At 55.4% G+C, this 18,820-nt stretch carries 12 protein-coding genes; 8 read left to right on the top strand and 4 right to left on the bottom strand.

Annotation, left to right across the window (positions count from 1 at the left end; translation table 11 throughout):
* The first annotated feature begins 22 nt into the window (after positions 1–22).
* From Pla52nx_RS06940 to Pla52nx_RS06930, 3 genes are read left to right on the top strand one after another with little or no spacing between them, the layout of a single operon-like run.
* A complete protein-coding gene (locus Pla52nx_RS06940; protein WP_197454932.1) occupies positions 23–835 on the top strand; it encodes a polysaccharide deacetylase family protein in 813 nt (270 codons plus the stop codon).
* Between the two features lie 9 nt (positions 836–844).
* The gene (locus tag Pla52nx_RS06935; protein ID WP_146522332.1) at positions 845–3,244 is read left to right on the top strand and encodes a DUF4062 domain-containing protein; all 2,400 of its coding nucleotides are present in this window, start codon (positions 845–847) and stop codon (positions 3,242–3,244) included.
* Between the two features lie 16 nt (positions 3,245–3,260).
* Positions 3,261–5,624 carry a WD40 repeat domain-containing protein gene (locus Pla52nx_RS06930; RefSeq protein ID WP_146522331.1) on the top strand — a complete coding sequence of 788 codons (2,364 nt, stop codon included), beginning with the start codon at positions 3,261–3,263 and terminating at the stop codon, positions 5,622–5,624.
* Positions 5,625–5,805: 181 nt separating this feature from the next.
* Here the strand turns inward: Pla52nx_RS06930 and Pla52nx_RS06925 are convergent, their stop codons facing one another.
* Entirely contained in the window at positions 5,806–7,767 is a 1,962-nt protein-coding gene (locus tag Pla52nx_RS06925) for an alpha/beta hydrolase family protein (RefSeq protein WP_146522330.1), read from the bottom strand.
* 443 nt (positions 7,768–8,210) lie between these two features.
* Here Pla52nx_RS06925 and Pla52nx_RS06920 point away from each other — a divergent pair, with 443 nt between their 5' ends.
* On the top strand, positions 8,211–9,053 hold the full coding sequence (locus Pla52nx_RS06920) for a hypothetical protein (RefSeq protein WP_146522329.1): 843 nt from the start codon (positions 8,211–8,213) through the stop codon (positions 9,051–9,053).
* Between the two features lie 315 nt (positions 9,054–9,368).
* Here Pla52nx_RS06920 and Pla52nx_RS06915 read toward each other — a convergent pair whose 3' ends face one another.
* Positions 9,369–11,690 carry a serine/threonine-protein kinase gene (locus Pla52nx_RS06915; protein WP_231742369.1) on the bottom strand — a complete coding sequence of 774 codons (2,322 nt, stop codon included), beginning with the start codon at positions 11,688–11,690 and terminating at the stop codon, positions 9,369–9,371.
* 103 nt (positions 11,691–11,793) lie between these two features.
* Here Pla52nx_RS06915 and Pla52nx_RS06910 point away from each other — a divergent pair, with 103 nt between their 5' ends.
* On the top strand, positions 11,794–12,474 hold the full coding sequence (locus tag Pla52nx_RS06910; RefSeq protein WP_146522328.1) for an RNA polymerase sigma factor: 681 nt from the start codon (positions 11,794–11,796) through the stop codon (positions 12,472–12,474).
* Between the two features lie 328 nt (positions 12,475–12,802).
* Here Pla52nx_RS06910 and Pla52nx_RS06905 read toward each other — a convergent pair whose 3' ends face one another.
* A complete protein-coding gene (locus Pla52nx_RS06905; RefSeq protein WP_146522327.1) occupies positions 12,803–13,759 on the bottom strand; it encodes an SMP-30/gluconolactonase/LRE family protein in 957 nt (318 codons plus the stop codon).
* An 88-nt stretch (positions 13,760–13,847) separates the two neighbouring features.
* Between Pla52nx_RS06905 and Pla52nx_RS06900 the strand changes: the two genes are divergently transcribed.
* Entirely contained in the window at positions 13,848–15,269 is a 1,422-nt protein-coding gene (locus tag Pla52nx_RS06900; RefSeq protein WP_146522326.1) for a DUF6666 family protein, read from the top strand.
* A gap of 415 nt (positions 15,270–15,684) precedes the next feature.
* Here the strand turns inward: Pla52nx_RS06900 and Pla52nx_RS06895 are convergent, their stop codons facing one another.
* Positions 15,685–16,017: an iron-sulfur cluster assembly accessory protein gene (locus Pla52nx_RS06895; protein ID WP_146522548.1), complete on the bottom strand. Its 333-nt coding sequence runs from the start codon at positions 16,015–16,017 to the stop codon at positions 15,685–15,687.
* Between the two features lie 367 nt (positions 16,018–16,384).
* On the opposite strand from Pla52nx_RS06895, the gene Pla52nx_RS06890 reads away from it, so the two are divergent.
* Positions 16,385–17,401: a rhomboid family intramembrane serine protease gene (locus tag Pla52nx_RS06890; protein ID WP_146522325.1), complete on the top strand. Its 1,017-nt coding sequence runs from the start codon at positions 16,385–16,387 to the stop codon at positions 17,399–17,401.
* Positions 17,398–18,819 (top strand): MATE family efflux transporter, encoded by a 1,422-nt coding sequence (locus Pla52nx_RS06885; protein WP_231742366.1) that lies wholly within the window; start codon positions 17,398–17,400, stop codon positions 18,817–18,819. Before Pla52nx_RS06890 ends, Pla52nx_RS06885 begins: the two co-directional genes overlap by 4 nt.
* Position 18,820 lies beyond the last annotated feature (1 nt).

Here is an 18,820-nt window from a genome sequence, read left to right as displayed (position 1 = left end):
TCCCACACACCCGTAAACAAGAATGTCCTGCCCATCTGCTTGCTATGCTTCCTTCTTTGCTGCGGTGCTCGCCGCAATGCTCTCGCTCGCAGCATCGGCTGACGATCCCGCAAATCCAGTGAGTGACGCATCGCAGGTTTCGTCCTCACCACAACCACTGAAAATTCCCGACAAACTGGTCGTGTTGACGTTTGACGACTCAGCCATCAGTCATTACACGCACGTGGCACCGTTGTTGCAAAAGTATGGATTCGGCGCGACGTTCTTTATCACCGAAGGATTCGAATTCACCACCAACAAAGACGATTACATGACGTGGGAGCAGATTCTGGCTCTTCACGATGCCGGTTTTGAGATCGGCAATCACACTCGTCGTCACGTCGGAGTCAATCGGCAAAAACCCAGTGAGATCGATGCCGACATCGAATACATCGAACAGCGATGCGAGAAACACGGGATCCCAAAACCCACGAGCTTTTGCTACCCCGGCTATGCCACAAGCGACGATGCGGTACAGGTGCTTCGACGCAGAGGCTATCGTTTCGCCAGGGCTGGTGGATCGAGAGCATACGATCCCAAACATGACGACGCATTGCTGATTCCGCAAGCATTCGATAGCAAGCCGGAAAGTACGCTTGAGCAATTCGTAGCCGCGTGCGAACTGGCAACCGATGGCAAGATCGCCGTCATGACCTTTCACGGAATCCCGGACACGCCGCACCCATGGGTATCGACCGACGAAATGAAGTTCGAGCAATATCTTCGTCACCTAGCCACAAACCATTTTCAAGCCGTTGCGCTGCGTGAGATCAGCAAGTACGTTTCACAACGCTAGAGATGCTCCATGAACGCCTGGTTTGGAGAATCGCGTCCACTATTTCGTGTCTTTGTCAGTTCGTCGTTCCGAGACTTTCGGATAGAACGCGAACTGCTGAATCAACTCGTTTTCCCTCGATTGCGTGAATTCTGCGAAAGTCGCGACGCACGATTTCAAGCGATTGACCTTCGCTGGGGAATCAGCGAGGAGGCGACTGAGAATCATCAAACGATGCGAATTTGTTTGGATGAGTTGCGACGGTGCCAATCGACAACGCCTCGTCCGAATTTCCTTATGCTGCTGGGCGACCGGTACGGATGGCGTCCGCTGCCGTCAGAGATTCCCGAGATCGAGTTTCAGCAGCTATGTGATGCCGTCGAGCGATCTCAAGATTCATCACCCGAGTCGGAACTGAGTCAACTGCAGCGATTCTATCGTTTGGATCTGAATGCCATTGAGCCCGAGCGGGTTCTGCAACCTCGTGACGCGAGTTTTGACGAAGCTCAACTACGTTTCATTTTGCAACAAGCAGCTTTGCGAGCGTTCGCGGAGGATGACCCGAGACGATCGAAGTATTTTGACTCAGCGACTCATCAAGAAATTCGAAACGGCGCGTTGGCAAGCGTCCAAGCCAGCGAACATGTCGTCTGTTATTCACGGAATCTGAACTACTTTGCGAGACAGCGATCCCAGTCAAGAGACAAAGTGATCGATCAAGAGTATCACGAGTATTGCGACCTCGTTGATGACGATGGCACTTGGGATATCAAGGCTGACCAACGACTTTGCAATTTGAAGTCTGAACTACGAGACCGCTTGGGCGCCCGCTTTCGATCGTACGATGTGTCCAGTCCGAATGACGAGGCTTGGCTGCGTTCATTCACAGAAGGCGTTTTCCTGGATTTATCGTCAATCATCCAGGACGCCCTTGATGAGCGAGATGTCATCGCTGAATCAATGGATTCCGAAGCGACTCTTCACGCGATGTTCGGGGATCAGCGATGTCGCCACTTTACAGGGAGAGTGGAGGAACGAGAACGCATTTCAGAGTATTTGCGACAAGGCTCTCATGACCAACCGCTGCTGATATCCGGTCCTGGCGGGTCGGGAAAAACCGCGTTGATGGCGAACACTGCCGCAGAGCTTGACTCACCGGAGCATTCCAATACGGTAACCATCGTTCGCTTTTTGGGTGTGACGCCGTCAGCATCGGACCTGCGTTCGATGTTGATCAGTCTAACCGATGAAATTCGCTTTCGATTCCAATTGCAAGACGAAAGCCCATCCCTATCGGAAATGAACGAGGTGGTGCGTTACTTTCACGAGACGCTTGCCATCGCGTCTGCAAACAAGACACTCGTGATCCTGTTGGATGCGTTGGATCAGCTCAACGAAGTTGATGGTGCACATCAGTTGGCCTGGATACCGTGGAACTCGTTACCTGGCAACTGCAGGCTCGTTCTGTCCATGCTCGACTCGGATGATTCGATGGTGACAATCGAATCTCGAGCAATCTACGAGAGAGCGACGAGTCGGATTCCGACACGCAACCACATTCAGCTTGGTCGAATGAGTCGGATTCAGGGCAAAGAACTATTGAATCGCTGGCACGCCGATGTGGGGCGTCGCCTCACGACCAAACAGCAAGAGAGCATTCTGGATGGCTTTGAGTCCCAGCAGTGCGGGCTGCCCCTCTGGCTGAAGCTGGCGTTCGAGGAGTCACGACATTGGAAATCGTACGATGCATTGCCAACGGGACACGATGGTTCCCCAGGACTATCACCTGGTGTTCCTGGAATTCTATGCGACCTTTTCTCGCGATTGGAAGACAACCGGGCGCATGGAGAAGTGCTGACACGCCGTGCGCTCGGATACATCGCCGCTGGCCGGCGAGGATTGACGGAGGATGAGTTGATCGATGTGCTATCGACCGACGAAGATGTCATGCAGGACTTTGCGCTGCGATCCCCTACCGAGCGAGAGTCGGGTCAGCGTCAATCAAGATTACCGGTCTTGATTTGGTCACGCCTGCACGGTGACTTGGAATCCTATCTCACTGATCGAAATGCTTTTGGAACAACGGTATTGAGCTTTTATCACCGACAGGTGGAAGATGCAGTTCGCAGAAGATACCTGGACGATGGCGAGCGTCTCTATCTGCATCAGAAACTCGCCAAGTATTTCGGTGATGACACACGTCATCCCTATTTTCTGGAAGATATCGACGCTCAGCGTGAACGTTCGAGAGCTTTTCCCCCGACGCCACGTCCGGTCAACATTCGTAAAGTGGACGAACTGCCCTATCACACACTCGAAGTCGCAAAGCTAACTGGCAAAGATGACCCAACCGCGTTGGAATGGAAGGCGGTCGCCGATCTGCTGCTGAACTGGGAGTTCCTCGAAGCCAAAGCCGAGGCGAAACCCTAATGCGAACAGCATTCCAATGATCTTCGAGCTTCTAAGAGATTTTTCGGAAGCGATTGCCGCCTTTCCGAAAGAGCGTCCGGACGCGAAAACGTTGGGTTTGTTGCAGAAGGCAATCCGACGAGAATCGCATTTCCTTGAGCAACATCCGACAACGCTCTTTCAAACGATGTGGAATCAGTGCTGGTGGCACGATGGCGATGTCGCCGCAAGCTCCATGCAATCAGTGAATCGAGGGTCGGATGAATCTGAAACACCGGACACTCGAAAGACAAAGCTTTTTCAAGTCTTGGAAACATGGCGATCAGGTAAGCAGCACCGCACACCTGGGTTCATCTGGCTCAGATCCCTGCGCCCACCGGCAAATCCAATCGACTCAGGTCTGATCGCAGTCTTCCGAGGCCATACGGGTTCAGTCAATTCGATCGACTTTTCTTCGGACGGATGTCGCTTGGCCTCAGGGGCAAGCGATGGCAGCGTTAAAGTATGGGACTTGAAAAGCGGCGTTCTGCTTCAAAGCCTGATCAAGACATTCACATCGGATGAGTTAGCGAAGTTATCGCCCCAGGAGTTTGTGGACATCGTTCACGGTGGCGTCGGCTACCGAGTTCCTGGCCTTGATGTTCACGCCGTCGCGTGGAGTCGCGATGACCGTTTTATCGCGACAGCAAGCCATCGGTCGTTGAGGATCTGGGACTCAGAGTCAGGGACAGAGCATTCTTGTTTTGGTGCCGGTGAGATCTTAAACGATGTTGCGTGGTCGCCGTGCGGGCAACGCCTGGTTACCGGAGGAAATGAGAACCATGTTTGTATATGGGACCCAGCCACAGGGGACGTCGTTGCAAAAACGACATGCTCTGACATGGTGACTGCGGTCCGATTTGTCGGAACTGCGGAAAAAGTGTTGGCAGGATGCTTCGATGGGTCCATTGTCTTCTACGACTGGAAAAATGACTCATGTGAGGCCATTCGACCCTCGGGTCAAGGTCGAATCAACGTTCTGGAGGTGGCGTCAAGCTTTGACAGAGCAGCATGGGGATTGGACGACGGCACGTTCACGGTTTGGAATGTCCAGACAAAGAAGATCCAGTATTCACAGAAGCTACATTCAGGCGTCCGCGGACTGTCGTTCTCGCCTGATGGGCTCTTGCTAGCTGTGATGGAAGACGACGGTTCCCTTTGCGTGTTCAGTCTTCAAGACGGCTCTCTTGTGCGATCCATTTCGACCGAAGACCTGCAAGGTGGAGCCGTCGCGATCGCCCCCGACGGACTGACAATCGCCTGCACGTCTGGTCATTGCATCGCAATCCGGGATATGCAATCCGATGCCGATCCAAGGGAAATGACGTACGACCACGGCACTTACCTGGATGGAGTGGAGCTTTCACCAGACGGTCGCAGACTGGTTACCGTTGGACGATTTGACCCCGTGCCGCGACTTTGCGACGGTACGGACGGAAAAAAACTGCGTGATCTTTCTTCGACGCCCCACGACGCACGCTTTGCCAGTTTTTCGCCTGACGGACAATCGGTCGTGGTCGTGGACGAGGCTGGCCTCCTGTCTGCCTTCGACGTGGATGCGGTCACACCCACGATGATGAGTAGCGATCTCCCGACTGACCGTTTGGATCGGCCGCTGTTCGCACCCGACGGAAACTGCCTCGCATGTGGTTCACGAGAAGGGGCGATTTTGATCTGGGATTGGCCGACGAAAGTTCTCCGAACGAGACTCGACGGGCACAAGGACTGGGTCAATCAACTCGCTTTCGATACAGAGAGTCAAACGTTGGTCTCGTGTGCAGCGGATCAGACCGTTCGAGTTTGGGACCTGCAGAAAAACAGGGAACGACTTTGCATCGTATGTGAATCAGAAGGTTGGCTCGGAGTCACCTGTGTTGCGATCTCAGGAGACGGAAAACGTGTTGCCTCCGGTGGTGCCAGCATGACCGTATCGCTATGGGATGCCAATGATGGACGACTGTTGAATGAGTTTCGCGGCCATCGACAACAGATATCGCAACTCGCGTTCACGCCGGATGGTCGTTTCCTGCTATCTGCCTCCCAGCATGAGCCAGAGATCATGATCTGGGATCTCAATCGTGGATCATGCGTTGAGTCGATATCCGGGACAACCGATCTGAGTGCGTTAGCGATAAAACGGCACGAACACCCGTGGCGTTGGATAGGCCGCACGGACGATTCACTGATTGAAACGATGGACGGCAAGACCGTCGCCGCTTGGTTCCCGCGTCCCCTCGCCTCAGTCACAGCATACCCATCGGGTCGAATCTGGGCCGGCAGCATTGACAACCACCTTTGCATCGTCGCTATCGAGGGCAACATGCCGTTGCCCGGAGTCATCCAGCAGCCAGAAAAGCGATAGCGTCCGATTCGACAGCCCCTGATGTTGTCCTCCAACATCCGCGGGAGACATCGCACAATTGTTGTCAACATCGAAAAGACGAAAGCGAAGGCTACGATCAGGTTGAGCTACCAAGTTCGCTGATTTGGCCGAATCCGAAATGCTCTTGATGTTGGCGGTGAGGAGCTGTCACGTGAGGGGGCTACCTGCGGTTCCTGACATTGAGATGATCGACGTGTTGACGTGCCAACTCGATGACCTGATCGAGGGTCGCGAAACGGCTGATGTTCAACAGATCCGGCGCGTCTCGGTTGCTCTTGGGCAAATCGCTCAGTACCAATCCATCGACGCCGTCGGCGAACAATGCTGCGTACAAAGCCCAGATTGCAGCGTCGCCGCTGGCGTGAAACTGCATGTCCTCTCCGTCGGTCAGTAACCCATCGACGTGTTGCAACGCTTCGACGGCTCGACAAAGGTCATAGACTTGCATTCCACCCAGGGTCTGCCCCAGCAACATGAATCGACGACGAACGTGAGTTCGTTCTCGCTCGTCATCCGTCCAAGCCGTCGGCCCGATCCCGCGAGGCATGACAAACGCGTGATTCACCAATTCGGTTTGTTGCTCAAACTCTTTTAACAGCGCTTCGTTGGGTTCGATGTCCGAAAACTGTTTGGGGAACAGCGCGGCCAGCATCGGCCCCCATTGCTTCCATCCGGCGTCGTTCAAAACGATCACTCGCAAAGGAATCTTTTCATCCGTGGGCCGTTGATGCAGGCAGATGCGAAGTCGGTAAGGGGCTTGGCTGGTGAACTCGATCAAACGAAACGCTTCGTTGACAGGATGCGTTTGAACGACTTCAAGCGTCAAGTCCTCCGGTTCGTTGGGCCAACCGCCGAAGCTTCGTTCACGGATCGCTTCTTTGAGATCCCCCGTCGCGATCGCTTGGTCCGCCTTGGCTTGGGGAACAAAGGTTTCGTGAATCGTGGTCACCCGTTGGTCGTCGGGTAAGGATTCAAACACTTTGAGATCTTTTTTCTCGAACAACGGTGTGGCGGTTGTTTCGATCAAAGGATCCTGTTTCTTGAGGAAGCGATTGAACCAATGGAACGCGCCGATCCGCAATTCTTGGGTGTCCTTGTGCGGACCTTCCGTGACATGCAGCCCCAGGTTTTCTTCTGCGTCGTAGAGCCGATAAATATGTCGGACTTTGGCATGAAGATCGACCACGCCGTCGAGCGGAAAAATGCGATCCTTGTCTGAGTTTTCGATCAGCAGGGGACGCGGTGCGACCATTGCAGCGACCATCGGATAGTCCCAGCGGTACGTGTTGACAAAGTACATGCAGTCGCAGTGTCCTTCGACGCAACCGTCAACCACGTGATTCTTCAGCGTCGTGATGCCCGCGACGGGGACCGACACCTTGATCCGCTCATCGATCGCTGAAATCCACCATGAGTAGGCACCGCCACCACTGCGTCCGGTCACGCCGATCCGATCGCCATCGACCTCTTCGCGTGACTGCAGATAGTCCAGCGATCGGACGCAATTCCATGCTTCGACACCGGCGGGCGTGTAACCTCTATTGTTCCACCACCACATTTTCTCTCGATAGGTTCCGTGATGGATTCCTTCGATCTCGCCCAACTGAATCGTGTCGATGATCAAACAGACATATCCGTTCCTGGCAAACCAACCCCCGTGGTGTTGATAGTGTGTCTTGTTGCCCAAACTGACCCCATCGACCGCTTCGCGTCCGTGCCCGCATACGTAGAGGATCGCCGGTAGCTTGCCGGTTTGTTCTTTAGGACGATAAAGATTGGCGGTGACATACAAACCGGGCGACGATTGAAACTGGATGTTTTCGACGATCACGCCTTCGTTTTCCTGCGTTTGCGTGACGACGGGCTGCAGGGGTGTCTTTTCCGGCATCGGCGACAAGCCGAGCATCTCCAGCAATTGCAACCGATACTCGTCGCGTCGGCTCGTCCAGTCGTCCAGCGTCTGAATGTCTGCAAACGTTTTTTCACTCAATTGCCGCGTTTGGTTGTGAAAGTATTCGGCCAGCAAACGATCACCTTCGTTGGCCGGAGGCTGGTTGAACTGCGCGTGAGCGGTGGCGAGAGTCAGGTGGAGAACAAGGATGACACTCAATAGCGATCTCATTGGCGGGACTTTCGTGTGAGCGGATTTGGGCGAGCGGATATGGTGGGAGGGGACCTAGTTTGCGTCCCAGCATCAGGCAGGCGAACAGGTCACACGATGGTGGGCGTTTATGATTGGGCCGATTGATTTCCCGTTGCTGAGAAGTCGTGGCAGGCAACGTACTTTACGGGAAATGAACTGGCATCTGGATGAAATAACTCGTCAACCGGCCGTCTACAATCATAATGCACTTGCCAGACTCCAAAATCAACATTACTGGGCATTGAATGCGTGAGACCTTCGGAATACAACTCGTCCGCATCCGGTTCGCGTTAGGTGGTCAAACCCAATCTGATCCGTGACACATTCCTCCAATCAGCCACATGATGCTTCTCCGTGGCTGCCTCCGGGCCGATGCTGCCCAAGCCGTTCCCTGCCATCCCATTCCCAGACGAATCCTTGACATGCACTTATCGCAAAGCTCGAAAAACAGCCTGAATTTCATCGGTCCGGGAATCGGGTTCGTCAGTGGCATCATCGGCATCATCGGTGCCGATGGGAATCTTAGAATCGTGGGGATCTCCACAATGCTCATTGTGCTCTCGGGGGCATTTTTCTACCAAATCCAATACGAAATCAGACGCCGATTCGCGAGCGTTATCGGATACAAAATGCCTCCCATGTATTCAGTACGAGAAGCGATGGAATCCGATCTTGTTGAGATTGCGAAGCTGCAGGCTTCCTTTTATCCCGACGATGCGGTACCTGTTGAACTTTACAAGGAATGGTACGACGTCAACCAGGACGGCTTCTTCGTCATCGAGGCAAGAACGATCGATTCCAACGGTTTGGAATCGAAAGAACTTGTCGGACACTTCACACTGCTCGCCATCAAAGATGACTGCATGGAACTCTATCGAGAGGGCGACATTCTTGAAACAGGGATCAGGCACTACAATCTCTTGAGCGATAAAGAAAAAGACTCGATCAAGAGCATCTACATTGAAAGCATCATCATCAAAAAAGCTCACCGACGTCATGCGATGTTCTGTATTGTCAGAATGTTGAGGACGATGATTTGCCACTTCTGTAACCCTGACGTCGTTGAGAAGGTTTACGCGATGGCGGCGACACAAGACGGAGAGAAGACTCTATTAGGACTGGGGTTCACGCTGGTGGGTCGCAAAAACAGGAAGCAAAGACTTGATAAACACGAGATGTATGAATCGGACTTCTCCAGCTTTCTAGCAAACATCATCGACAGGGAATCCAAACATGAAGTCAACATGCTGCATCGGAAAGGCTGAAGCCAACAGAATCCAAGAACGGATGCGACCACCGACGCCGTTTTGCGCCAGAGCTCGAAAAGGGGAAAGGGGTTTTATTCGCGCCACGTCGTGAACAACGAATACTTTTACTCCACCGCTGAAGTCCAGGTGCTAGGTGTTAGAGTCTTGGTTAGATACAGGTTTGAGCGGCTGAAGCCTGGACTCCAACTTTGACCACTATTTGTATGTGAGATAGCTCGTGGTGGCAGATTGTCCAGGAGGACGAAACGCCGTTGAGGGGCAATTCGGTCTTTCCCGTCTGGCAATCTTTAAAGTGCTGTGTCCCCAGGGCGGTTAGACCGATTGGTCGCCAGGGGTTGTTGGAACGACGGAGGAACCGCGTGCGGAAAGCACTGTGCTCATTTGGGCCCATTGTCTGACGATCATTCGGTATGCGTAGAACGCGGCAAACAGTCCTGCGGCGGTGGCCATCACGGCGGTCATCATCACTCCGCGTGAATCGGTTCCCGACACAACCATCAGCGCCAATCCGACCAAAGGAATCAGGCAAGCCAACAACAAGACGTGTTCGCAGAGCCGAACCAGTGCAAACCAGCGCTGGTCGAATTGGGCGTCGTTCATCGAAACACGAACCAGTCGTGGATAGACCGCCGCGGTCGCGTAAACGGTCATCCCAAAGAACGGATAAATCGCCGCCACGCCGCCGCAGATGATATGCGAGACAAAGAAGTGGCTGGCTTCACTGGACGTGAACTCGGGCAACATCATCCGCAACGCGATCGGATACAGCACAGCGGCGACACACCACAAGGCTCCGCCAATCATTCCGGCTCGTGATGCCAAGCTGATGGTGTCGTCAAGACCTTGCTTCGTCAACGGCTCGCCTCGGGAAACCCGCTGCAGTTCGTGAACCACCTTTCGCGTGTACCAAAACACCAACAACACCGCTAAGGGAACGGCAACAATGTTGACACAGGCCGCGAGATTATTGAACTGCCTCATCACGACTTGGTTCTCAAAATGATTCTTCAGAGACTCCCAGTAGTTGTAGTAATACCCGTAAATCATCGCCAGCACGTTAGGCACCAAGATGACCACCGCAGCGACCAACCAGGGGCTTCGACGCATCAACCAGCCCTGCCAGCTATCAGGGTCCGGATCGAAAAGTCTTGCCGCGTCGGGATGCAGGGCAAGTTTCAATCGTCCCGCCATCTCCGAGCCACTGCCCGGGCGATCCTCCGGTGCATACTGCAACGCATGGTGAAGCGCCGACTCTAAGACTCGTTCGGAAACGCCTCCCAGGCGATGGGGTTGGACCAATGGTTGCTCGCGAGCGGCCAACTGCTGCGTAACGGCTTGCGTCCATGAGTTCGGTGACGAGCCGGTGTCGAACGGACGAACGCCCTGCCACAGTTCCCACAGCAGAATTCCTAAGGCGTAGATGTCGGAACGCTCGGCCACAGCTTCGGGCTGCGAAAGTCCGGTCGCATTGATCGCGCGAAGGTGTTCGGGCGACATGTACCCGATCGATCCGCCGAAGCTGGATGCCGCACCTGCACGCCCGGCCACGCCGGCAAAACTGACGTTGAAATCCGCCAGCTTGGGAATGCCCTCGGCCGACAACAGCACGTTGGCCGGTTTGACATCTCGGTGCAAGACGCCACGATCGTGTGCGTCTTGCAAGGCCCTTGCGAGTTGAAGCCCGATCCAAGCGACGACCATCGGCCAAGGTGCCCCGGCCATCCACTCGCGGACACTGGATCGCTCAGGCACAACCTGCGCAGCACGCAACAACTGTCGGTCCACCGCATCAAGCAACACTTGACCGGTCAGTCCTTCTGTCGACTGGCCCAGTGCCCGTATTCTTGCGACCACGTCGGCCAGCGTTCCACCGGGCTGGTACTGCATGTAGAGCAAGTGGACATCGCTGTCAGCGAGTCCTCGTTGATCAAAAACACGGACAATGTTGGGGTGATCCAATTGGGCCAGTGTTTGTGGTTCGTCGCCAGTTCCCCTGGAAACCTTGAGGGCGACCAAGCGATACATCGACACTTGCCGTGCCAAGTAAACATTGGCGAAGGCACCGCTGCCGAGAGTCTGCAGGATCAAAAAATCGTCGATCTGTTCACCGATCTCGACGGTCGGCGGCCCACGACGGTTTTGGACCGCCGCAGTGGCTTCGGCGACCCCCAGCAACTGTCCGATGACGCTGCGATGCTGAGGAAATCGTCGCTGATAATCTGCGGCGTCGATCGACACGCCGATCTCGCGGCGTAACTGCAATTCCTCCATCACCAAATCGACCGGAACGTTGGACAGTGGCAACAATTCGCCAAATTGGTCCAGGTAACGTTCGATGCAGGGCGGCTCCTCGGCCGTTGCGCCCGATTCGCATGCGATCGCCATGTCCATCTTGATCAACTCGACCAACACAAATCTCGCCACCGTGGGATCATCCTTGGGCAAAATCTCCGCCAGCTGCGAGGGACACTCCAGCGGTGCGATCTCGACCAAGCGATCCAGGCAAGACTCCAAAACGGCGTCGAGCTGATTTTGAAACGTCTCGCTGATCCGTGACGGCACGTCCGTCGTGTCCTCCAGGTGTGGAGGAGTTTTGGAGTCGGAACGGTCGTCAGAGTGAGATGAAGTGGTCAACGCTGAGTCGGGGTCTTTGTTGACGAATAAAACGGTCGGCAAACGCGGTGGCCGCGGAACCGCTATACTATGACTTGTTTCGACTCCTGCGGCGAGGTCTACCATGGAATCAGAAGAGAACGCTCCTGACGATGATGCTGCGATTGAGCAGCTTGAGTGTGAAGACTGGGGCGGCGACGCACAGTTGATCGCCCGGGTCAAGCAGCGAGATGCCGATGCGTTGGCGCAGTTGATCCAGCATCACCAAAATCGCTTGGCCGGTTTTATCCGCGCGATCACCGGTGAACATCTCCTGAAACTGGTCGAGGTCGATGATCTGGTCCAAGAGGTTTCCGCCACGGCCTTGTCAAGCTTGCAAACGGCGCCCTTGGAACAGTACGAACCGATGCAGTGGTTGCAGCACGTCGCCCGCCGCCGTGTCGTCGACGCCCATCGTTTTCATTTTGGTGCCCAACGGCGAGACGCCAATCGTCAACAGTCGATGAATGCGGGCGGTGCCGACGGCGATTCCCCGGGGATGGGATTGGAGCAGATGCTGGCCGCCAGCATGACCAGCCCCAGCGCCGCGTTCAGCCGCGACATCCGTATGATGCGATTGCAAGAAGCGATCGAAGGACTCAATGACGAGCAAAAGTCGGCTGTCCGAATGCGATACGCCGAAGGCCTGCCGACCAAGGAGATCGCGGAGCGTTTGGGCAAGACGGATGTCGCTGTCCGAGTGCTGTTGTCACGCAGTATGCGGCAACTGGAAAAGATACTCGAGGACGTTCGCCCGTCTCGTTGAGATCGTTGCCCTTCAGGGTGAAACTTGAGAAAGTGAGCCTCAGGCGCTAGCCGTGGGCAGGCACCACAATCCGCCTCAGGCTCACGGCTAGCGTCTGAGGCTCACTTGGGGCATCTACTGCTGAGCGATTGTCTCACCCCTTCAGGGTGAAATGGGGACTGCAACCATTCAACCCAGGGCGTCGCTTCGCTTTGCCCTGGGCTGTCATCTCCGGGCCCTTTCAGGGCGTAGGCGGAAGCGGCGTTTGATTCTGCGGAGCAGACCGGTTGGAAGCGTCTCCTGCGCCTTCGGCTGCGGGTCAAACGATGCGATGCCCAACGCATGCTCACTACAGTCGCTTGGTGACCTTTTGGGTCCCGCGGTCGATTTCGTAGACCTGCTGGGTCTTGGGGTCGGCGACCAAGATCGACTTGTCCGTTGAGGTGATACCGACCGGATGCGTCAACGGATCGCCCTCGAACCACTTCTCTGTCTTGCCATCGGCGGTGAATTTCCAAATGGACTTTCCATAACCGTCCGTCACGTAACCGTGGTCTCCCGACCAAGTGATCCCGCAAGGAAACTGATAAGGACGATCTGTAATGACGGCCGTTGATGTTTTTGCCGCGACATCGATTCGGACCACCGCATCCGCGTCCGGCGTTACTGCCCACAGTTGGCCGTCATCATCAAAATCCAATCCACGCGCGTTCACTCGCACGACCAACTCGGGCTTACCACCACCGATCGGCAGTGAAAACACCGCTCGCTTTTCCGCGTCTCCGACGTAGATCGTTTTCTGGTCCGGTGAAACCGCGATCGCCATCGGGATTCCGATGTAGCCGTTGTTCAATGCGGTCAACTTCGTCCCCGGCTCGGCGATCGCATAGATCTCACGCGTCGCTGAATCACCGACCAGGATTCCACCATTGGGATGTGGTACGACGCACCAAGGCCGATTCATCGGCTTGCGGAGCAACTTGGTCCCCGGCGCGAACAGAGTCCGTTCCTCTCCGCTGACTTTCCAGATACCGGGCAAATCCAAATCCACGACCCACAAGTCATCACCAGATGCTTTCACCACACGCGGATACGTCACCTTCGCAGATTCGGAATCGATCGGCTGAGGTGTCTCGGCCGACTTGGCGACGACAGCGGCAGCCGGATCGGCTGCAGGTGCCGGTTTCTCGGCCGCGGGCTGTTCCGCCGTGGCATCGGCTGCCCCCGGATCCTGGCCCCATGATGGGGCTGCAGCGAATGCAAGCAAGAGGTGTGAAAGTGTAGCGATTGCGCAAAGTTTTCTCATCAGCAAAGCTCTAGCGGCCGATAACGTACAAGGAATGGACTTCGATGGCAGCCCCGGCGCCATCAATACGCTCGGGAATACCCAAGACATGATAACGTCACGACGACGCCACACGCTGCCCCTGGCCAGTGAAACCGCCAAACGGATTACCAAATCTGCCTCACGCATCGCGTCGGCGGTCATCGTGCTGGGGGTGATCACTTCAAATTTGAATGCTTGGGCACAGAACTCAAGCCGATTCGAAGGTCAGCGGATCGACGTCAGTCATGCTCAACCTGTCCGCGCGGTCGCGGTCGCCCGGCCGGTTTTTGACGATGCGTCTGAGCGCAACGGAGGACAATCGCCTAAACAATCCGCGGTACAGCCGGTCGGCTATTTTCACGGCGGATGCGACGGTGGATGCGGTCCGGTTTGCGATTGCGGAACGTACATGGAGCCCGGCTGTGGACTGGAACCAGGCTGTGGTATCGAGCCAGGCTGTGGGCTGGAGCCGGGTTGTGGTTTCGAACCCGGTTGTGGCTTGGAAGGCTTAGGGCCGATGGGCTGTGGAGCGGTCGGCTGTGACAGCTTCGGATGCCACGGGTGTGGCGAAGTCTCCTGTGGTGCCGAGTCGGGACCGTGTGGTTGCGACTCTTGCTCAGGAACTGCAGGACGCTACGGCCAACTCAACTTTTGCGTTCCTGTCTTGTACATCGCTTGGCAGCGGATCGAACTGTTCGCGGGTGTTCAAGGATTCCGAGGCCCGATGAATTTCGCCACCGTCAACGCGGCTGGCGAGCGTCGAGGAGACGGCGGCAACTTTGGGTTTTACGAGGGATTCAATGAAGGCCGTTCGTTGAGTTGGTTGAACGGCTGGGACATGGCTTGGCAATGGGGTTTGCGAGCCACGCAAGCGAATCTTGGTGGGACCGGTTTCTCCGATGAAACGCGTCACCAGATCTTCATGACCAGCGGTTTGTTTCGCCGAGTCGACTATGGGTTTCAGTACGGTGTGGTCGTCGACAATCTGTACGACGATTGGTACTACCAAGCACACTTGACTCAGATCCGAACGGAACTGAGTTGGAAGACGCAGGGACCGCATACGGTTGGATTTCAATTCATGGCCAGTTCGGGCAGTGATAGCTCGAACACCAGCGTGACGAACACCAGCGGCACCGCGTTTTCGGAAAACATCACGTTCGAAGCCACCAATCAGTACCGATTCTTTTATCGACAGCTGTTTGGCAATCGCGGCAGTTGCGACGTGTTCGGCGGCTGGACCGACAACAGCGACGCGTTGATGGGCATGCTGGCCGACATCCCGGTCGGTCCACGTCTATCGTTCAACACGGGCGCGACGTATCTCAGTGCGAGCGAGAACGATCTGGCCAATGAGCCGGAGCAAGAAAGCTGGAATCTGTCGATCGGATTCACGTTCCGACCCGGTGGGCTGGGCGGATGCCATCGTCACAGCCGCCCGATGTTCAACGTCGCCGACAACGGAACCTTTATGGTGGACCGTCGCTAGTCGAGATTATTCACGCGGATGATTGATTTTATCGCAAACAGATTCTTGACAATGAGTTGTGATATCGCTGGGAAATGCAGATTGTTTTTCATAACCCGACGCGTAAGCGAGGGATTTAACGGGTATCCCTCGCTCACGCGTCGGGTTATGAATGTTCCGGGCTAGCAGATCATCGATCGCCCCGTCTGTCGGTCACACTTGATCGACATTCTTCACCTTGGGTGATGCATTATCCATAGGTGGCATAGTGGGTTTCGTCAGGATTCCTGTGCGAAAGGAATTCCTGGCGAGTCCCACTACCAGGTGTGCCCCCGAATTCTTTGACGCAGTGGGCGCACAAAAAAACGTCTGCTGCGGCGGGATCGAATATCGATCACGGCCGAGCAGACGTTGTGACTTTTCAGCGACTGGAAAGCTAGGCTTGGAATGAGCTGCCGCAACCGCAGCTCTTCACTGCGTTGGGGTTGTCAAAGGTGAAGCCTTGTTTCTCCAAGCTCTCGTGCCAATCGACGGTGGTGCCGTCCAGATACAGGGAGCTCTTTTTGTCGACGACGACCGCGACTCCGTGGCACTCGTATTTGGAGTCTGCCTTTTCGTCAAAGCTGTCGTCGAAGTTGAGGGTGTAGTTGAATCCGCTGCATCCGCCGCCGGCGACGCCAATGCGGAGCACCATGTCTTCGCCGAAATTATGCTCTTTGCGGAATCGTTCGACTTCCAGAGCCGCTCGCTCACTAAGCTTGATTGCCATCGTTCGTTCCCAAACCCCTTCACTGGAGGTGTACTGTGAATTGACGGTATCGAAACGCAAAAGCGTCTCGACAGAATGTTTTTCCGGCCAAAGGGTGTACTCGGCCGTTCGGCTATAGTATTCACGTTCGGGTAGCCTGGGCAAGGCACATCTTGCTCGTCCCCCCCGTGATGAACGGCTTGTGTGGCTCGAAATGCCGGGTTTTGCCGGTCGCTTTCTCTTTTGGGAATCCAGGCACCCCGCGTGCAAATTATGGACTTCGGGCGTAAAGTGACCGATCCACCGGCTCCCAAACTCAGAATTTTCCAAAATCGATATCGGCGAGCCTCTCACCCGAAAATCCCCCCAACGACCTGATTGGTACGGCATGCGGCGAATTGGAACCGTCAACGACCCCGACAAAGCACAGGAGCTGGCCAAGCGATTGGCTGACTACTTGATCACGTTGTCGATCGAATCTTCGGTCGATTCGGATGGCCAAGGTGGCTGGACGTTGTGGGTGCGTGACGAAGAGCGCGTGGATGAGGCGAAGCAGGCGTTTGCCGAGTTTCTGGCGTCGCCGGATGACCCCAAGTTCAAGGTCAGTTCGGAGGCCAGCCGAATCCGTGACCAGCGGATCGCAGAAAACCGCCGTCGGCTGGAAACACAACGGAAGTTAAAGATGTCGATGCCCAAGACACGCGGCGTCGGAGCGATGAGTTCGATGCCGGGTCGGCAACAAGCCATCCCGGTCACGCTCGGTGTGGTCCTGATTTCGGTCATTTTGAGTTTTTCCACGGGCTTTGCGCGGCAGAATACCTCTGAGATTCCAGGCCAGATTTCTTTTGAAGAAAAAGCGTATGACAAACTTTCATTTGTGGATCCGGGCGAATATATCCAGACCGGGGACGCTTTTCACTCGGTGCGTGAGGGCGAGGTCTGGCGAATTTTTACGCCCATGTTCTTGCATGGGGACATGTTCCATTTGGCCTTCAACATGATTGCGTTGTTCATGCTCGGTTCCGTGTTGGAACGACTGCATGGCTCCAAGAAATACTTTGTCCTCCTGATGGTCAGTTATTTGGTTGGCATGGCGTTTCAGTTGTTCCTACCGCCGCCTTCTGCGCTACCGGTCTGGGCACGCGGACTCGCCGGGTCTCCGTTTTCGATCGGAGCGTCGGGAGCCGTCTATGGATTGTTCGGTTTCCTTTGGATCCGCCCAATGATCGATTCCTTTTATCCCCTGCGAATCCCGCCTCGCAACGTGATGTTGATGCTGGGCTGGTTGGTGTTCTGTATCTTTGGCATATCGGGGATCGCAAACGGTGCGCACATCGGTGGTTTGATCGCCGGGGTCGCGTTTGCCATGCTGATTCCGAATCGGTTTTTGAGTGATTCGGAGTGAACAAAGCCCTCGCATCGGGACCAGCCGATGAATCCTTGCCTTCCTTTTGGAATGTGATGCTGGAGCTGATCCGGGTGGCGATGCCATTGATGGTCAGCACCGGCACGTTTTGCTTGGTCCTGTTCACCGACCGGACCTTGTTGCTGCGTTTCGATGGTCCGTCGATGAGCGCATCGATGGCCGGCGGCAATCTGTTTTGGGTGTTGATCTGCGTGCCGATGGGAGTGATTTCCATGAGTGGTGCGATCATCGGTCAGCACGTCGGAGCTGGGGAGGACGACAAGGTCGGCAGGCTGATTTGGCAAAGCGTGTGGATGGCACTGCTGACCATTCCGTTCTTTTCGGCCGTTGCTCTCTACGCCGATCTGCCGTTTCGCTGGACGAATCAGCCGGAGGAATTGATCGCACTGGAGTCGGCCTATTTGGGTTGGCTGATGATCGGCGCGGTGGGATTGATGTTGGAGACGGCGTTGAGCGGATTCTTTGCCGGCACCGAGCGGACTCGCGTGATCATGTGGGTCTCCGTCTTTTCGGGAATCCTCAATATCATCCTGGATGCCGTGCTGATTTTTGGCTTGGGGCCGATCCCCGCGATGGGAATCGTCGGCGCGGCAATCGGCTCGGTGGTCGCATTCTGGTTCAAAGCCGCCTGCTACGCCGTCTTGTTGTGTCGCCCTGCGATTCAGTCACGTTACGAAATCCTGTCTGGATTCGGATTCGATCGCGCGGTGTTCTTGAATCTGTTGTTCTACGGGCTGCCCAGTGGCTTGATGAATCTGGCGGAGGCGGGCGGTTTCACGGTGATCATTCTGCGGATCGGCAATCTGGGTGACTTGCCACTCAGGGCAACCGCCATGGCGATCAACTTCAATATGATCGCTTTCATTCCACTGGTCGGCGTGGGAATTGCGACCTCGGTCTTGGTCGGACGCCACTTGCTGGAATCAGGCCCAAAACGTGCGACGATGAGCGCGGTGGCGGCGTTTCTGTTCGCATTGACCTATTCCGTTTTTTGGGCGATCGCGTACATCGCACTGCCCGACAAAATGATGTCGCTGTATACGTACGGCGAGATGGACCAGTCGACGTTGGATTCGACTCACATCGCGCAAGGTCTGTTGGGATTTGTGGCGATGTATTTGATTCTTGATTCCTCGCAACTGATTTTCGCATCCGCTCTGCGTGGCGCGGGCGACACTTGGTTTGTATTGCTCGCCGGACTGACTGCTTCGATCGTCGCACTGACGATCGGCTATCAGTTCGAACCCACACGATTGCCCGAACAGCCGGATTCGGCATACCTGGACACGTCCCTGCAATGGTGGTGGTGGATCATCACGATGTGGATATGGATGCTGGGGATCGCCATGACGGGACGATTCATCCAAGGTCGCTGGAAAGAGAAAAGGATGGTGTGAG

Origin of the sequence: Stieleria varia (assembly GCF_038443385.1) — a bacterium.
GTDB lineage: Bacteria > Planctomycetota > Planctomycetia > Pirellulales > Pirellulaceae > Stieleria > Stieleria varia.
The sequence above is the reverse complement of the archived record's forward strand: the minus strand, read 5'-3'. Positions and strand labels throughout refer to the sequence as shown.

What these genes read in the sequence shown, in the direction of transcription:
- Pla52nx_RS06895 (WP_146522548.1), bottom strand. Translation starts at nt 16,017, where the DNA reads ATGGCAATCAAGCTTAGTGAGCGAGCGGCTCTGGAAGTCGAACGATTC.
- Pla52nx_RS06890 (WP_146522325.1), top strand. Translation starts at nt 16,385, where the DNA reads ATGCGGCGAATTGGAACCGTCAACGACCCCGACAAAGCACAGGAGCTG.
- Pla52nx_RS06925 (WP_146522330.1), bottom strand. Translation starts at nt 7,767, where the DNA reads ATGAGATCGCTATTGAGTGTCATCCTTGTTCTCCACCTGACTCTCGCC.
- Pla52nx_RS06940 (WP_197454932.1), top strand. Translation starts at nt 23, where the DNA reads ATGTCCTGCCCATCTGCTTGCTATGCTTCCTTCTTTGCTGCGGTGCTC.
- Pla52nx_RS06905 (WP_146522327.1), bottom strand. Translation starts at nt 13,759, where the DNA reads ATGAGAAAACTTTGCGCAATCGCTACACTTTCACACCTCTTGCTTGCA.
- Pla52nx_RS06900 (WP_146522326.1), top strand. Translation starts at nt 13,848, where the DNA reads ATGATAACGTCACGACGACGCCACACGCTGCCCCTGGCCAGTGAAACC.
- Pla52nx_RS06920 (WP_146522329.1), top strand. Translation starts at nt 8,211, where the DNA reads ATGCACTTATCGCAAAGCTCGAAAAACAGCCTGAATTTCATCGGTCCG.
- Pla52nx_RS06930 (WP_146522331.1), top strand. Translation starts at nt 3,261, where the DNA reads ATGATCTTCGAGCTTCTAAGAGATTTTTCGGAAGCGATTGCCGCCTTT.
- Pla52nx_RS06910 (WP_146522328.1), top strand. Translation starts at nt 11,794, where the DNA reads ATGGAATCAGAAGAGAACGCTCCTGACGATGATGCTGCGATTGAGCAG.
- Pla52nx_RS06935 (WP_146522332.1), top strand. Translation starts at nt 845, where the DNA reads ATGAACGCCTGGTTTGGAGAATCGCGTCCACTATTTCGTGTCTTTGTC.